The following is a 14,193-nucleotide window of genomic DNA, read 5'->3' as shown; positions in this document are numbered from 1 at the left end:
CTTAATGAGCTTTTTCATCTCTTCCGCTTTCGCGGACGGTGCAGCACCTGCCGCTGCTGCCCCAATGGGCGGCGGCTTTGAATGGATTTTCCTGGTCGGCTTCCTGGTTATCTTTTACCTGATGATCTGGCGTCCACAAGCCAAGCGCGCCAAAGAGCAGAAGGCCCTGTTGGGTAACCTGCAAAAAGGTGATGAGATTGTGACCACTGGCGGTATCGCCGGCAAAATCACTAAAGTTTCCGACGCTTTTGTTGTCATCGAAGTGTCTGACACTGTAGAGCTGAAAATTCAGAAGGGCTCGGTTGCAGCCACGCTGCCTAAAGGCACGCTGAAAGCGATCTAAGTTTCAACTTTTAACAATCGACGGGGCGCGCAAGGCGCCCCGCGTTTTAAGCGGGCGGCGTGATTGATGCTGAACAAATACCCTCTGTGGAAATACATACTGATCCTGGCAGTGCTGGCGATCGGTTTTATTTATTCCGCTCCCAATCTGTACCCGGATGACCCGGCCATTCAGGTGTCGGGTGCGAGCACGGCATTGCAGGTGACTGAAGCTGATCTGGACCGCGCAAGCAAGGCGCTGACCGACGACGGTATCGTTGTCAAAGGCGCTTCCCTGGCCCAGAACGGCAAAACCGGTTTGCTGCGTCTGGCCAAGAAAGACGACCAGTTGCCAGCCAAGGATGTTGTGCGTAAAGCGTTGGGTGACGACTTCGTCGTAGCGCTCAACCTGGCGCAGACAACGCCTCAGTGGCTGCGTAGCCTGGGTGCTCACCCAATGAAATTGGGTCTGGACTTGTCGGGTGGTGTGCACTTCTTGCTGGAAGTGGACATGGACAAAGCCGTTGATGCGCGCATGAAAGTGTACGAAGGCGATGTCAAAAGCCTGCTGCGTAAAGAGAAAGTGCGTTACCGCAGCCTGCCGCAACTCAACGGTGCCATTCAGCTGGGTTTCAGCGATGAAGCAACCCGTGAGCAAGCGCGCGGCCTGATCCGCAAAAACTTCAATGACTTCGACGTAACGGCAGCGGACCTCAATGGCCAGCCGGTTCTGCGTCTGGCGATGACCCCGGCCAAGCTGGCGGAAATCCGTGAATACTCCATCAAGCAAAACCTGACAACCGTCCGTAACCGGGTTAACGAGTTGGGTGTTGCCGAGCCTCTGGTTCAGCGTCAGGGTGCCAACCGCATCGTGGTTGAACTGCCGGGCGTACAAGACACCGCCGAAGCCAAGCGTATTCTGGGCAAGACGGCCAACCTTGAGTTCCGTCTGGCCGCTGAGCCGGGCGCATCGAAAGCCACTTCCGAGACTTTCGAATTCCGCGAGGGCAATCGTCCTGCCGCCCAGATCGAGCGCAGCTTGATCATCACGGGTGACCAGGTGACTGATGCTCAGGCGGGCTTTGACGAGCACGGCCGTCCACAGGTGAACATCAAGCTTGATGGTCATGGTGGCGAACTGATGAGCCGTTCGACGCGCAGCAACGTCGGTCGCAGCATGGCGGTTATCTTCATCGAGCAACGCCCGGTGACGACCTACACCAAGCAAGTGGTTGACGGTGTTGAGAAGGACGTACCGGTTCAGTCGTTCAAAGAAGACAAAAAGATCATCAGCCTGGCGACCATTCAGTCGCCGCTGGGCAGTCAGTTCCGGATCACCGGTCTGAATGGTCAGGGTGAAGCGTCGGAACTTGCACTGCTGCTGCGTGCCGGTGGTCTGGCTGCACCGATGTACTTCGCTGAAGAACGCACCATTGGCCCGAGCCTGGGTGCGGACAACATTGCCAAAGGTGTTGATGCTTCGCTGTGGGGCATGCTGTTTGTGTCGATCTTCATCATCGCTATCTACCGTTTCTTCGGTGTGATCGCGACGGTGGCATTGGCGGGCAACATGGTCTTGCTGCTGGCCCTGATGTCGATTCTGGGTGCAACCCTGACCCTGCCGGGTATTGCCGGTATCGTTCTGACGATGGGTATGGCGGTCGACGCCAACGTACTGATCTTCTCGCGTATTCGGGAAGAACTGGCCACAGGCATGACACCGCAGCGGGCGATCAATGAAGGCTTCAATCGTGCATTCACGGCGATTGTCGACTCCAACCTGACAACCCTGTTGGTCGGCGGGATTCTGTTCGCCATGGGTACCGGGCCGGTTAAAGGCTTTGCGGTCACCATGTCGCTCGGTATCTTCACCTCTATGTTCACGGCCATTATGGTGACCCGAGCATTGGTCAACCTGATCTACGGCGGTCGGGACTTCAAGAAGTTGTGGATTTAAGGGGCTGCCATGTTACGTACTATCAACTTCATGGGCGTGCGCAACGTTGCGTTCGGCGTCACTGTGCTGCTTACCGTGCTGGCGCTGTTCAGCATGTTCCACAAGGGCATGAACTACGGCCTGGACTTCACCGGCGGTACGCTCATCGAGCTGACCTACGAGAAGCCGGCTGATCTGACCAAGGTGCGTGAGGAGCTGGCTACGGCCGGCTTCCATGACGCCGTGGTACAGAGCTTTGGTGCGACAACCGACCTGCTGGTGCGGATGCCCGGCGATGACCCGCTACTGGGCAACAAGGTAGCGGCGGCGCTGGGCGAGGCCGATTCGGCCAACCCTGCGGTCATCAAGCGCGTTGAGTTCGTCGGCCCGCAGGTCGGTGAAGAGCTGCGCGACCAGGGCGGCCTCGGCATGCTGATGGCGCTGGGCGGCATCATGCTGTACCTGGCCTTCCGCTTTCAGTGGAAGTTCGCGGTCGGTGCAATCGTTTCTCTGGTCCACGACGTGATCGTGACCATGGGTGTGCTGTCGTTCTTCCAGATCACCTTCGACCTGACGGTGCTGGCGGCGGTGCTGGCGATTATTGGTTACTCGCTCAACGACACCATCGTGGTATTCGACCGGGTTCGTGAGAACTTCCGGGTACTGCGCAAGGCGACGCTGGTTGAGAACATCAACATTTCGACCACGCAAACCCTGCTGCGTACCGTGGCGACCTCGGTGTCGACCTTGCTGGCCATTGCCGCTCTGTTGATCTTTGGTGGCGACAACCTGTGGGGCTTCTCGATTGCCCTGTTCGTGGGTGTGATGGCGGGTACTTACTCGTCGATCTACATCGCCAACGTAGTGTTGATCTGGCTCAAGCTCAGCGCCGAGGATTTGATTCCTCCAGCGGCGAGCGAGAAGGAAATCGACGACCGTCCATAACGTTCTGTTAATCCCGGTGGTCACCTAAAAGGCGCGAGTATTGAACTCGCGCCTTTTTTTATGCTCCAAGGCTGGGAGTGATGGATGTGGGAATATTCCCACGTGTGATGGTCTGGAGGTTCACGTGAACAAGTCTTTGCTGGTAGGTGCGGTGTTGGGGGCTGTCGGTGTCACTGCCGGTGGCGCTTTTGCCACTTACAGCTTGGTTAAAGGCCCTGAGTCTGCTCAGGTGTTGGCTGTTCAGCCGGTCTCGCAGCAAATTAAAACCCCGCGTGAGGTGTGTAAAGACGTGACTGTCACACGCCGTGCGCCGGTCAAGGATGAGCACCAAATCGTCGGCAGTGTGATTGGTGCGGTGGCGGGTGGCCTGTTGGGTAATCAGGTCGGCGGCGGCAGCGGCAAGAAAATTGCCACTGTGGCGGGTGCCTTGGGCGGTGGTTACGCCGGTAACCGGGTGCAGGAAGGAATGCAGGAGCGTGACACGTACACCACGACGCAGACGCGCTGTAACACCGTCAACGACATCAGTGAAAAGGTGGTCGGTTATGACGTGCGATACACGCTCAATGGCAAGGAAGGCAAAGTGCGTATGGATCACGAGCCGGGCAATGAAATTGCCGTGGATAAGCAGGGCAACTTGATTCTGAATTGATGCGCTGAAAACTGTAAGAGCGAGCTTGCCTCGCGATCTTTTGATCGTTTAACAGATCGCGAGGCAATCGAGCGTCGACCGGCCCCTCCTACAGTTAAAGCAGACCAAAAAAAAGCACCTCGAAAGGTGCTTTTTTTGTGCGCGAGGTTCGCTTAGCGTTTCAGCGAAGCCGGCAGGTGTGGCTGGATTGCAGTCAGCACAGCTTTGAAGCACTTGGTGTTGCCGGCAACGATGTGGCCTTTTTCAAGGAAATCGTGGCTGCCGGTGAAGTCGCTGACGAGGCCGCCAGCTTCCTGGATCAGCAGTGCGCCTGCTGCCATGTCCCACTCGGACAGGCCCGACTCCCAGAACGCGTCAAAACGACCAGCGGCCACGTAGGCCAGGTCCAGGCTGGCAGCGCCTGCGCGGCGGATGCCTGCAGTTTGGCCGACCAGGCTGCGGAACATGCCCAGGTAGTTGTCCAGGTTGTCCATTTGGTTGTCGCGGAACGGGAAGCCGGTACCCAGCAGGGCGCCTTCAAGGCTGGTGCGACCGCTTACGCGCAGACGGCGACCGTTCAGTTGGGCGCCACGACCACGGCTGGCAGTGAATTCTTCTTGGCGAACCGGGTCGAGAACAACGGCGTGCTCAAGGCGGCCACGGTATTTGCAGGCGATGCTGACAGCGAAATGAGGAACGCCGCGCAGGAAGTTGGTGGTGCCATCCAGTGGGTCGATGATCCAGAGGTAGTCTGCACCTTCGCCGCTGCCTGCGTGCAGGCCGGTTTCTTCACCGAGGATGCCGTGCGTCGGGTAAGCCTTGCGCAAGGCGTCGATGATTTTCTGTTCAGCAGCACGATCGACTTCAGAGACGTAATCCTTGGCGTCTTTTTCGTCAACCTTGATGGTATCCAGGCGCTCGATGGAGCGGAAAATCAATTCACTGGCGCTGCGGGCGGCGCGCAGCGCGATATTCAGCATGGGCTGCATGGACGTTTCACCTAGGTCGTTAAAGAAAGCCGGACATTCTAACAGAAAATTTTGGCAGATGAAGGTTTGCGTTTGCTTACGTAGCTTAAGGTGATGGGCTTAGGTAAGATTTGCTCCCTTTTACCGGTCTGTGAGCGCTCCCATTGCTGTCTAATATTCGTGTCGTTCTGGTCAATACCAGCCATCCCGGCAACATCGGCGGTGCTGCGCGAGCCATGAAAAACATGGGGTTGTCGCGTTTGGTGCTGGTCGAGCCAAGGGTCTTTCCGCATCACGAGGCCGATGCCCGGGCGTCCGGCGCGGGCGATATTCTAGAAAATGCGCAAGTCGTCGCCTCGTTGGAAGACGCGCTGGTGGGCTGCAATCTGGTGCTGGGCACCAGTGCCCGTGACCGCCGTATCCCTTGGCCGCTGCTGGATCCACGCGAATGTGGGCAAAAAGTCGTCGAAGAGGCGGGGCAGGGCGCTGAAATCGCGTTGGTCTTCGGTCGTGAAGACTCCGGCCTGACCAACGAAGAGCTGCAGCGCTGTCATTACCACGTGCACATCCCGTCCGACCCGGAGTTCAGTTCCCTGAACCTGGGCGCAGCGGTGCAGGTGTTGAGCTACGAGATCCGCATGGCCTGGCTGGCCGCGCAAGGTCAGCCGAGCAAGATTGAAAAAGAAGAAGTCGCCTCCACTAAAAGCACGGAGCTGGCGACCATGGATGAGCTGGAGCGCTTTTACGAGCACCTGGAGCAGACGTTGGTGGCTATCGAATTTCTCGACCCGGAAAAACCGCGTCATCTGATGGCGCGCCTGCGCAGACTGTACGGGCGCAGCTCGGTCAGTCGTGCAGAGATGAACATTTTGCGTGGCATTCTCACCGAAACCCAAAAAGCGGCCCGTGGCGAGCTGCTAAAGCGCAAGGATTAATGATGTTCGAGCGTCTGCGTGAAGATATTCAAAGCGTTTTCCATCGTGACCCGGCGGCGCGCAATGCTTTCGAAGTGTTGACGTGCTACCCGGGCATGCATGCGATCTGGATCCATCGCCTCTCGGGCATGTTGTGGGGCGCGGGCTGGAAGTGGCTTGCGCGCCTGGTGTCGAACTTTGGCCGCTGGCTGACCGGGATTGAAATTCATCCGGGTGCCAAGGTTGGTCGTCGTTTCTTTATCGACCACGGCATGGGCATTGTGATCGGTGAGACCGCTGAAATCGGTGATGACGTGACCTTGTACCAGGGCGTAACCCTGGGCGGCACCAGTTGGAACAAAGGCAAGCGCCACCCGACACTGGAAAGCGGTGTCGTGGTAGGCGCGGGCGCCAAGGTACTGGGCCCGTTTACCGTCGGTGCGGGGGCTAAAGTAGGCTCCAATGCGGTGGTGACCAAGGCGGTGCCTGCGGGCGCGACCGTGGTCGGCATTCCGGGTCGGATCATCGTCAAAAGTGATGATGAGGCCGAGGCGAAGCGCAAAGCCATGGCCGAGAAAATCGGTTTTGATGCCTATGGCGTAAGCGAAGACATGCCAGACCCTGTGGCGCGCGCCATTGCCCAGTTGCTGGACCACTTGCAGGCGGTTGACGGCAAGCTGGACGGCATGTGCGGGGCCTTGAAAGACTTGGGCAGCCCTTATTGCGCCAAAGAACTGCCAGAACTGCGCGAAGAAGACTTCGCCTGCGTCCAGGGCAAGGACGAAAGCAAGGCGGTGTAATTGGCCGGTGGGAGCGGGCTTGCTCGCGATAGCCTCTGCGCGGTTTGCCTGAAGCGCCGCGTCGAAGCCATTGCGGGCAAGCCCGCTCCCACATTGATTGTGTGTGGTCGTTGGATCTGCTCCATGTGCCATTACGCCGCAGACCCTGCTACAATGCCGCCGCTCTTTGCGGGTAATCCCGACTAAAGTACTAGGTCTAATAGTTGACTTAAACAGTCGGGAATAGCATACTCGCCTCCATTCCGAATTCCGTGGTACCTGTCCATGAGACTGACTACAAAAGGCCGATACGCCGTAACTGCAATGCTCGATTTAGCGTTGCACGCACAGCACGGGCCGGTGTCCCTGGCTGATATTTCCGAGCGCCAGGGCATCTCTCTTTCCTACCTTGAGCAACTGTTCGCCAAATTGCGCCGCAGCAGCTTGGTCTCCAGCGTGCGTGGCCCTGGCGGCGGCTATCAGCTGTCGCGCGACATGCAAGGTATTCAGGTTGCCCAGGTGATTGATGCAGTGAACGAATCGGTCGACGCCACGCGCTGCCAGGGCCTTGGCGATTGCCATGCCGGCGACACGTGCCTGACCCACCACCTGTGGTGCGATTTGAGCCTGCAAATCCACGAATTTCTCAGTGGTATCAGCTTGGCTGATCTTGTTACTCGCCGTGAGGTACAAGAAGTAGCCCAGCGTCAGGATCAGCGCCGCTGTAATGGCAAAGCGCCGCACCTGGATAAGATCGAAGCGTCCGCCGTCGAGTGATTGCATAAAAACGACGGTGCGCCAGCCAGCCTGATTTAGGAGATAGTCCATGAAATTGCCGATTTACCTTGATTACTCAGCCACCACCCCGGTTGATCCGCGCGTTGCCCAAAAAATGAGCGACTGCCTGCTGGTTGACGGGAACTTCGGTAACCCGGCTTCGCGCTCTCACGTCTTCGGCTGGAAAGCTGAAGAAGCGGTAGAAAACGCTCGCCGTCAGGTTGCTGATCTGGTTAACGCCGACCCGCGTGAAATTGTCTGGACCTCCGGTGCGACCGAAGCGAACAACCTGGCAATCAAAGGTGCAGCACACTTCTATGCCTCCAAGGGCAAGCACCTGATCACCGACAAAATTGAACACAAAGCCGTTCTCGACACCATGCGTCAGCTGGAGCGTGAAGGCTTTGAAGTGACTTACATCGAGCCAGGTGAAGATGGTCTGGTCACCCCGGCCATGGTTGAAGCCGCACTGCGTGAAGACACCATTCTGGTGTCGATCATGCACGTCAACAACGAAATCGGCACCATCAACGACATCGCAGCCATTGGCGAGCTGACTCGCTCGCGCGGCGTGTTGTTCCATGTGGACGCTGCCCAGTCGACCGGCAAGGTTGAAATCGACCTGGCCAAGCTGAAAGTGGACCTGATGTCCTTCTCGGCTCACAAAACCTACGGCCCTAAAGGCATCGGCGCACTGTACGTAAGCCGCAAGCCTCGCGTGCGTATCGAAGCTGCCATGCACGGCGGCGGTCACGAGCGCGGCATGCGTTCGGGCACCTTGGCCACCCACCAGATCGTGGGCATGGGTGAAGCGTTCCAGATCGCCAAAGAAGAAATGGCCGCCGAAAACGTCCGTATCAAAGCTTTGAGCGACCGTTTCTTCAAGCAGGTTGAACACCTTGAAGAGCTGTACGTTAACGGCAGCATGACCGCCCGCGTACCGCACAACCTGAACCTGAGCTTCAACTACGTTGAAGGCGAGTCGCTGATCATGGCGCTCAAGGATCTGGCGGTATCGTCCGGTTCGGCGTGCACCTCTGCTTCCCTTGAGCCGTCCTATGTATTGCGTGCCCTGGGCCGCAACGACGAACTGGCACACAGCTCGATCCGTTTCACCTTCGGTCGTTTCACCACTGAAGAAGAAATCGACTACGCCGCGCAGAAGGTTTGCGAGGCTGTTACCAAGCTGCGCGCCCTGTCGCCGCTGTGGGACATGTACAAAGACGGCATCGACATTTCGAAAATCGAATGGGCGGCGCACTAATAACTTAAGTCGCCGCAAGCAGACGCTGCAGAGCGCAGCGAATAGCAGTTTTACAGCGTCTGAAGAGCGACTCTGATGAGTGAGGATTAGTACCATGGCTTACAGCGAAAAGGTCATTGACCACTACGAAAACCCGCGCAACGTCGGCAAGATGGACGCGGAAGACCCAGATGTCGGTACCGGCATGGTGGGTGCACCGGCCTGCGGCGACGTTATGCGTCTGCAGATCAAGGTGAACGAGCAGGGCATCATTGAAGATGCCAAGTTCAAGACCTATGGTTGCGGTTCGGCAATTGCTTCCAGCTCCCTGGCAACCGAGTGGATGAAGGGCAAAACTCTGGATGAAGCAGAGACCATCAAGAACACTCAGCTGGCTGAAGAACTGGCCTTGCCACCTGTAAAAATTCACTGCTCGGTACTCGCTGAAGACGCCATCAAGGCCGCCGTTCGCGACTACAAGCAGAAGAAAGGTTTGATCTGACCCGAATGGCCTGTGCCTGAAAGGGCAAGGGCCGGTGATGATACTGGCGAGAGGTAAGGAGTCACGATGGCTATCAGCATGACAGAGGCGGCGGCCAAGCATATTCGCCGCTCCCTTGATGGGCGCGGCAAAGGTGAGGGGATTCGTCTGGGTGTTCGCACCACGGGCTGTTCCGGTCTTGCCTATGTGCTGGAGTTTGTCGATGAAGTGGGCGCAGACGATCAAGTCTTCGAAACCCATGGCGAAAAAGTGATCATTGATCCTAAAAGCCTGACCTACCTTGACGGCACCGAGCTGGATTTCGTCAAGGAAGGGCTCAACGAAGGCTTCAAGTTCAATAACCCCAACGTGCGCGGCGAATGTGGCTGCGGCGAGAGCTTCAACATCTGAGGCCAGTCGTGGGTACTCCTTGTCATTTTGCTTTGTTTGAACTGCAGCCGAGCTTCAATCTGGACCTCGATCAGTTGGCCACGCGTTATCGTGAGTTGGCGCGTGGTGTGCACCCGGACCGTTTTGCTGATGCTTCCGAGCGTGAGCAGCGTCTGGCGCTGGAGCAATCCGCCAGCCTCAATGAGGCGTATCAGACACTCAAAAGCCCCTCTAAACGTGCGCGTTACTTGCTCGCGATGAGTGGTGGCGACATGCCCCTTGAAGTCACGGTGCATGACCCCGAGTTTCTGATGCAGCAGATGCAATGGCGCGAAGAGCTTGAAGACCTTCAAGACGATGCCGATATTGCGGGGGTTGCCGCATTCAAGCGTCGTCTTAAAGCCGCTCAGAACCAATTGAACGAAAGCTTCGCTGCCTGTTGGGATGATGCTGCACAGCGTGAACAGGCTGAACGCCTGATGCGCCGCATGCAGTTCCTCGACAAGCTCACCTACGAAGTGCGCCAGTTAGAAGAGCGCCTCGACGATTAACCCAGTGCCGCCACGGTTGCACGCCTGATATACAGATAAGTCCTGATCACAATGGCCCTACTGCAGATCGCCGAACCCGGCCAAAGTCCTCAACCGCACCAGCGTCGTCTGGCTGTGGGTATCGACTTGGGTACTACCAATTCGCTGGTCGCTGCATTGCGCAGTGGTCTTTCCGAGCCGCTGGCTGATGCCGAAGGTCGAATCATCCTGCCTTCTGCGGTGCGTTATCACGCAGACCGCGTCGAGGTAGGTGAATCCGCACGCCTGGCGGCCTCCAGTGACCCTTACAACACCGTGTTGTCAGTCAAGCGTTTGATGGGTCGTGGTCTGTCCGACGTCAAGCAATTGGGCGAGCAACTGCCTTACCGCTTTGTCGGCGGTGAGTCGCACATGCCGTTCATTGACACCGTGCAAGGCCCGAAAAGCCCGGTAGAGGTGTCTGCGGACATCTTGAAGGTGTTGCGCGAGCGTGCTGAAAAGACCTTGGGCGGTGAATTGGTCGGGGCGGTGATTACCGTTCCCGCCTATTTTGACGATGCTCAACGTCAGGCCACCAAAGATGCTGCGCGTCTGGCCGGGCTGAATGTGTTGCGACTGCTCAACGAGCCGACGGCTGCGGCAGTGGCTTACGGTCTGGACCAGCAGGCAGAAGGCGTTGTTGCGATCTATGACCTGGGTGGCGGTACGTTCGATATCTCGATCCTGCGTTTGACCGGAGGTGTGTTTGAAGTTCTGGCCACGGGGGGCGACAGCGCCCTGGGCGGCGACGACTTTGACCACGCCATTGCGAGCTGGATCGTCGAGCAGGCCGGTTTGTCGGCGGACCTAGATCCGGGTGCTCAGCGCCAGTTGTTGCAAATTGCCTGTGCGGCCAAAGAGGCGCTGACCGATGCGTCCTCGGTGCCTGTCAGCTATGGCGATTGGCAGGCAGTGCTGACCCGTGACGCCTTCAATGCACTGATCGAGCCGATGGTTGCGCGCAGCCTCAAAGCCTGCCGCCGTGCCGTGCGTGACGCCAATATTGAGCTTGAAGATGTTCAGGCGGTGGTGATGGTCGGTGGTTCGACCCGCGTGCCGCGTGTTCGTGAAGCGGTGGCTGAGATGTTTGGTCGTGAGCCGCTGACGGACATCGATCCGGACCAAGTGGTTGCCATCGGAGCTGCGATTCAGGCAGATACCCTGGCGGGCAATAAACGCGATGGTGGCGAGTTGCTGCTGCTTGACGTGATTCCCTTGTCGCTGGGTCTGGAGACCATGGGCGGCCTGATGGAAAAAGTCATTCCGCGTAACACCACGATCCCGGTGGCCCGCGCGCAAGACTTCACTACCTACAAAGATGGCCAGACGGCCATGATGGTGCATGTGCTGCAAGGCGAGCGCGAGCTGATCAGCGATTGCCGCTCACTGGCGCGCTTTGAACTGCGCGGTATTCCGCCGATGGTGGCGGGTGCTGCGAAAATCCGCGTGACCTTCCAGGTCGACGCTGATGGCTTGCTCAGTGTCTCGGCCCGTGAATTGGGCTCGGGTGTTGAGGCCAGCATTCAGGTCAAGCCGTCGTACGGGCTGACCGATGGCGAAATCGCCAAAATGCTCAAAGATTCGTTCCAGTACGCCGGTGACGACAAGGTCGCCCGTGTCCTGCGCGAGCAGCAAGTCGATGCCCGGCGCCTGATCGAAGCCGTGCAAGCTGCCCTTGAGGTCGACGGCGAGCGTTTGCTGGATGCCGAAGAACGCATGGTCATCGAACTGCAAATGCAGGAATTATCCGAATTATTAGAAGGCACCGATGGCTATGCTATCGAGCAACAGACCAAGCGTCTGTCGCAAGTGACCGATGCTTTTGCTGCCCGCCGTATGGATTTGACCGTCAAAGCCGCTCTGGCGGGGCGCAACCTGAATGAGATTGAGGAATAACAATGCCGCAGGTCATTTTTCTGCCCCATGAGAAGTTCTGTCCGGATGGCCTGGTTGTAGAGGCTGAGCCCGGCACTTCGATCCTTGAGTTGGCGCATGAGCACCACATCGAGATGGAAAGCGCCTGTGGCGGCGTCTGTGCCTGCACCACGTGTCATTGCATCATTCGCGAAGGTTTCGACTCGCTCGAAGAAGCCGATGAGCTCGAAGAAGACTATCTGGACAAAGCCTGGGGTCTGGAAGCGCACTCGCGTCTGGCGTGCCAGGCGCTTGTCGGTGAAGAAGACCTGACCGTCGAAATCCCGAAATACTCACTCAACCATGCTGCCGAAGCGCCGCACTGATAGCGCTGCACGTCTGTAGTCGCTGACGAGGCACGAGGCTGCGATCGGGCGAAACTCGCCGATACATGGCCTCGCCAATTGCTTAAAGGAATTGTCATGAGTCTGAAATGGGTTGATGTACAAGAAATTGCTATACAGCTGGCTGAGGCTCACCCGGATGTCAATCCGCTGACGGTGAACTTCGTCAAGCTGCGTAACCTGGTTATGGCGTTGCCGGAGTTCGACGACATCCCGGATCGCGGCGGGGAGAAAGTCCTCGAAGCCATTCAGGGTTTGTGGATCGAAGAGGCTGACTAAGCCCGCAACGTTCGTAATTATGCAATACCCAAGAACCCGCGTATAATTCGCGGGTTTAATTTTTCGCTTAAATCACTGTTTCTGGAGTTACACCATGGCTGTTCAACGTACTTTCTCCATCATCAAGCCTGACGCCGTTGCTAAAAACGTTATCGGCAAGATCGTTACCCGTTTCGAAGACGCTGGCCTGAAGGTTGTAGCTTCCAAACTGAAGCAACTGTCCAAAGCAGAAGCTGAAGGCTTCTACGCTGAGCACAGCGAGCGCGGCTTCTTCGCCGACCTGGTTGCTTTCATGATCTCCGGTCCAGTTGTTGTTCAGGTTCTGGAAGGCGAAAACGCTATCGCTCTGAACCGTGAGCTGATGGGCGCTACCAACCCTAAAGAAGCCGCTGCTGGCACCATCCGTGCTGACTTCGCTGAATCCATCGACGCTAACGCTGTTCACGGTTCCGACTCGGAAGCAGCCGCTGCACGCGAAATCGCTTACTTTTTCGCAGCTACTGAAGTAACCACTCGCTAAGCATTGGCTTGTGAGTGAGGGTGAAGACATGATTGCAACGACTGGCAAAACTAACCTGTTGGGTCTGACTCAGCCGGAAATGGAGAAATTCTTCGACTCAATCGGGGAGAAGCGTTTCCGTGCCGGTCAGGTCATGAAGTGGATTCACCACTTTGGCGTCGATGATTTCGACGCCATGACTAACGTCAGCAAAGCCTTGCGCGACAAGCTCAAGGCTATTGCTGAGGTTCGTGGACCTGAAGTCGTCAGCGAGGACATCTCCAGCGATGGCACCCGTAAGTGGGTGGTGCGCGTTGAGTCCGGCAGCTGCGTCGAGACCGTTTATATTCCCCAGGGCAAACGCGGCACGTTGTGCGTTTCGTCCCAGGCAGGCTGTGCCCTGGATTGCAGTTTCTGCTCCACCGGCAAGCAAGGTTTCAATAGCAACCTCACCGTGGCCGAAGTGATTGGTCAGGTGTGGATTGCCAACAAATCTTTTGGCAGCGTCCCGGCAACCATCGACCGTGCCATCACCAACGTGGTGATGATGGGCATGGGTGAGCCGCTGCTGAACTTCGACAACGTGATCGCCGCCATGCATCTGATGATGGATGACCTGGGCTATGGCATCTCCAAGCGCCGGGTGACCCTGTCCACCTCGGGCGTGGTGCCCATGATCGATGAGCTGTCCAAGCACATCGACGTGTCCCTGGCGTTGTCGCTGCACGCACCAAACGACGAACTGCGCAGTCAGTTGGTGCCGATCAACAAGAAATACCCGCTCAAAATGCTGCTTGAGTCCTGCCGCAACTACATGTCGAGCCTGGGCGAAAAGCGTGTTCTGACCGTTGAATACACCCTGCTCAAAGGCGTCAATGACCACGTCGATCATGCGGTGCAAATGATCGAACTGCTCAAGGACACGCCGTGCAAGATCAACCTGATCCCGTTTAACCCGTTCCCGCATTCGGGCTATGAGCGTCCAAGCAACAACGCCATTCGTCGTTTCCAGGAACTGCTCCAGCAAGCGGGTTACAACGTGACCGTGCGCACCACCCGTGGTGAAGATATCGATGCGGCTTGCGGGCAGTTGGTGGGTCAGGTCAATGACCGCACCCGCCGTAGCTCGCGCCTGATCGCCGCTCGCGAACTCAATGCTGAGACTGATCTGGCGCAAAACGCTGCGGCTCAGCCCTGAGAGAG

The 14,193-nt window shown here is 57.4% G+C and carries 17 protein-coding genes; 16 read left to right on the top strand and 1 reads right to left on the bottom strand.

The window, feature by feature from the left end; genetic code table 11:
• Nucleotides 1-4: 4 nt before the first annotated feature.
• From yajC to GHO25_RS00135, 4 genes are all read left to right on the top strand, one after another.
• On the top strand, nucleotides 5-343 hold the full coding sequence (yajC, locus tag GHO25_RS00150) for a preprotein translocase subunit YajC (protein WP_048367104.1): 339 nt from the start codon (nucleotides 5-7) through the stop codon (nucleotides 341-343).
• A 66-nt stretch (nucleotides 344-409) separates the two neighbouring features.
• Nucleotides 410-2,278, top strand: coding sequence for a protein translocase subunit SecD (gene secD, locus GHO25_RS00145; RefSeq protein WP_048367103.1), 1,869 nt, complete (start codon nucleotides 410-412; stop codon nucleotides 2,276-2,278).
• A 9-nt stretch (nucleotides 2,279-2,287) separates the two neighbouring features.
• The gene (gene secF / locus GHO25_RS00140) at nucleotides 2,288-3,202 is read left to right on the top strand and encodes a protein translocase subunit SecF (RefSeq protein ID WP_123751398.1); all 915 of its coding nucleotides are present in this window, start codon (nucleotides 2,288-2,290) and stop codon (nucleotides 3,200-3,202) included.
• Nucleotides 3,203-3,326: 124 nt separating this feature from the next.
• Nucleotides 3,327-3,854, top strand: a complete 528-nt coding sequence (locus tag GHO25_RS00135; protein ID WP_048367100.1) for a glycine zipper 2TM domain-containing protein — start codon at nucleotides 3,327-3,329, stop codon at nucleotides 3,852-3,854.
• A gap of 152 nt (nucleotides 3,855-4,006) precedes the next feature.
• Here the strand turns inward: GHO25_RS00135 and suhB are convergent, their stop codons facing one another.
• A complete protein-coding gene (suhB, locus tag GHO25_RS00130) occupies nucleotides 4,007-4,822 on the bottom strand; it encodes an inositol-phosphate phosphatase (RefSeq protein WP_047273836.1) in 816 nt (271 codons plus the stop codon).
• 143 nt (nucleotides 4,823-4,965) lie between these two features.
• On the opposite strand from suhB, the gene trmJ reads away from it, so the two are divergent.
• From trmJ to rlmN, 12 genes are all read left to right on the top strand, one after another.
• A complete protein-coding gene (gene trmJ / locus GHO25_RS00125; protein WP_048367099.1) occupies nucleotides 4,966-5,736 on the top strand; it encodes a tRNA (cytosine(32)/uridine(32)-2'-O)-methyltransferase TrmJ in 771 nt (256 codons plus the stop codon).
• 2 nt (nucleotides 5,737-5,738) lie between these two features.
• The gene (gene cysE, locus GHO25_RS00120) at nucleotides 5,739-6,515 is read left to right on the top strand and encodes a serine O-acetyltransferase (RefSeq protein ID WP_153389541.1); all 777 of its coding nucleotides are present in this window, start codon (nucleotides 5,739-5,741) and stop codon (nucleotides 6,513-6,515) included.
• A gap of 264 nt (nucleotides 6,516-6,779) precedes the next feature.
• Nucleotides 6,780-7,271, top strand: coding sequence for a Fe-S cluster assembly transcriptional regulator IscR (gene iscR, locus GHO25_RS00115; RefSeq protein ID WP_047273839.1), 492 nt, complete (start codon nucleotides 6,780-6,782; stop codon nucleotides 7,269-7,271).
• A gap of 49 nt (nucleotides 7,272-7,320) precedes the next feature.
• Nucleotides 7,321-8,535: an IscS subfamily cysteine desulfurase gene (locus GHO25_RS00110; protein ID WP_048367095.1), complete on the top strand. Its 1,215-nt coding sequence runs from the start codon at nucleotides 7,321-7,323 to the stop codon at nucleotides 8,533-8,535.
• 94 nt (nucleotides 8,536-8,629) lie between these two features.
• Nucleotides 8,630-9,016: a Fe-S cluster assembly scaffold IscU gene (iscU, locus tag GHO25_RS00105; protein WP_003443374.1), complete on the top strand. Its 387-nt coding sequence runs from the start codon at nucleotides 8,630-8,632 to the stop codon at nucleotides 9,014-9,016.
• A gap of 66 nt (nucleotides 9,017-9,082) precedes the next feature.
• A complete protein-coding gene (gene iscA / locus GHO25_RS00100) occupies nucleotides 9,083-9,406 on the top strand; it encodes an iron-sulfur cluster assembly protein IscA (protein ID WP_048367093.1) in 324 nt (107 codons plus the stop codon).
• A gap of 8 nt (nucleotides 9,407-9,414) precedes the next feature.
• Nucleotides 9,415-9,936 (top strand): co-chaperone HscB, encoded by a 522-nt coding sequence (gene hscB, locus GHO25_RS00095; RefSeq protein ID WP_048385872.1) that lies wholly within the window; start codon nucleotides 9,415-9,417, stop codon nucleotides 9,934-9,936.
• Between the two features lie 51 nt (nucleotides 9,937-9,987).
• Nucleotides 9,988-11,850, top strand: a complete 1,863-nt coding sequence (gene hscA, locus GHO25_RS00090) for a Fe-S protein assembly chaperone HscA (RefSeq protein WP_153389540.1) — start codon at nucleotides 9,988-9,990, stop codon at nucleotides 11,848-11,850.
• Between the two features lie 2 nt (nucleotides 11,851-11,852).
• Nucleotides 11,853-12,194, top strand: coding sequence for an ISC system 2Fe-2S type ferredoxin (fdx, locus tag GHO25_RS00085; RefSeq protein ID WP_048367090.1), 342 nt, complete (start codon nucleotides 11,853-11,855; stop codon nucleotides 12,192-12,194).
• Between the two features lie 96 nt (nucleotides 12,195-12,290).
• On the top strand, nucleotides 12,291-12,491 hold the full coding sequence (iscX, locus tag GHO25_RS00080; protein WP_153389539.1) for a Fe-S cluster assembly protein IscX: 201 nt from the start codon (nucleotides 12,291-12,293) through the stop codon (nucleotides 12,489-12,491).
• 94 nt (nucleotides 12,492-12,585) lie between these two features.
• Nucleotides 12,586-13,011, top strand: a complete 426-nt coding sequence (ndk, locus tag GHO25_RS00075; protein WP_048367087.1) for a nucleoside-diphosphate kinase — start codon at nucleotides 12,586-12,588, stop codon at nucleotides 13,009-13,011.
• 28 nt (nucleotides 13,012-13,039) lie between these two features.
• Nucleotides 13,040-14,188, top strand: a complete 1,149-nt coding sequence (gene rlmN, locus GHO25_RS00070) for a 23S rRNA (adenine(2503)-C(2))-methyltransferase RlmN (protein ID WP_048367086.1) — start codon at nucleotides 13,040-13,042, stop codon at nucleotides 14,186-14,188.
• Nucleotides 14,189-14,193: the final 5 nt, after the last annotated feature.

Source organism: Pseudomonas sp. FSL R10-1350 (assembly GCF_009600525.1).
In the GTDB taxonomy this organism is placed as follows: Bacteria; Pseudomonadota; Gammaproteobacteria; order Pseudomonadales; family Pseudomonadaceae; genus Aquipseudomonas; species Aquipseudomonas helleri.
Note: the sequence above shows the minus strand (reverse complement) of the source record. Positions and strands in the feature narration are given on the sequence as shown.

Excerpts from the sequence above, each read along its gene's own strand:
- yajC (WP_048367104.1), top strand. The coding sequence starts at position 5 with ATGAGCTTTTTCATCTCTTCCGCTTTCGCGGACGGTGCAGCACCTGCC.
- secD (WP_048367103.1), top strand. The coding sequence starts at position 410 with ATGCTGAACAAATACCCTCTGTGGAAATACATACTGATCCTGGCAGTG.
- secF (WP_123751398.1), top strand. The coding sequence starts at position 2,288 with ATGTTACGTACTATCAACTTCATGGGCGTGCGCAACGTTGCGTTCGGC.
- suhB (WP_047273836.1), bottom strand. The coding sequence starts at position 4,822 with ATGCAGCCCATGCTGAATATCGCGCTGCGCGCCGCCCGCAGCGCCAGT.
- cysE (WP_153389541.1), top strand. The coding sequence starts at position 5,739 with ATGTTCGAGCGTCTGCGTGAAGATATTCAAAGCGTTTTCCATCGTGAC.
- iscR (WP_047273839.1), top strand. The coding sequence starts at position 6,780 with ATGAGACTGACTACAAAAGGCCGATACGCCGTAACTGCAATGCTCGAT.
- GHO25_RS00110 (WP_048367095.1), top strand. The coding sequence starts at position 7,321 with ATGAAATTGCCGATTTACCTTGATTACTCAGCCACCACCCCGGTTGAT.
- iscU (WP_003443374.1), top strand. The coding sequence starts at position 8,630 with ATGGCTTACAGCGAAAAGGTCATTGACCACTACGAAAACCCGCGCAAC.
- iscA (WP_048367093.1), top strand. The coding sequence starts at position 9,083 with ATGGCTATCAGCATGACAGAGGCGGCGGCCAAGCATATTCGCCGCTCC.
- hscA (WP_153389540.1), top strand. The coding sequence starts at position 9,988 with ATGGCCCTACTGCAGATCGCCGAACCCGGCCAAAGTCCTCAACCGCAC.
- fdx (WP_048367090.1), top strand. The coding sequence starts at position 11,853 with ATGCCGCAGGTCATTTTTCTGCCCCATGAGAAGTTCTGTCCGGATGGC.
- iscX (WP_153389539.1), top strand. The coding sequence starts at position 12,291 with ATGAGTCTGAAATGGGTTGATGTACAAGAAATTGCTATACAGCTGGCT.
- ndk (WP_048367087.1), top strand. The coding sequence starts at position 12,586 with ATGGCTGTTCAACGTACTTTCTCCATCATCAAGCCTGACGCCGTTGCT.
- rlmN (WP_048367086.1), top strand. The coding sequence starts at position 13,040 with ATGATTGCAACGACTGGCAAAACTAACCTGTTGGGTCTGACTCAGCCG.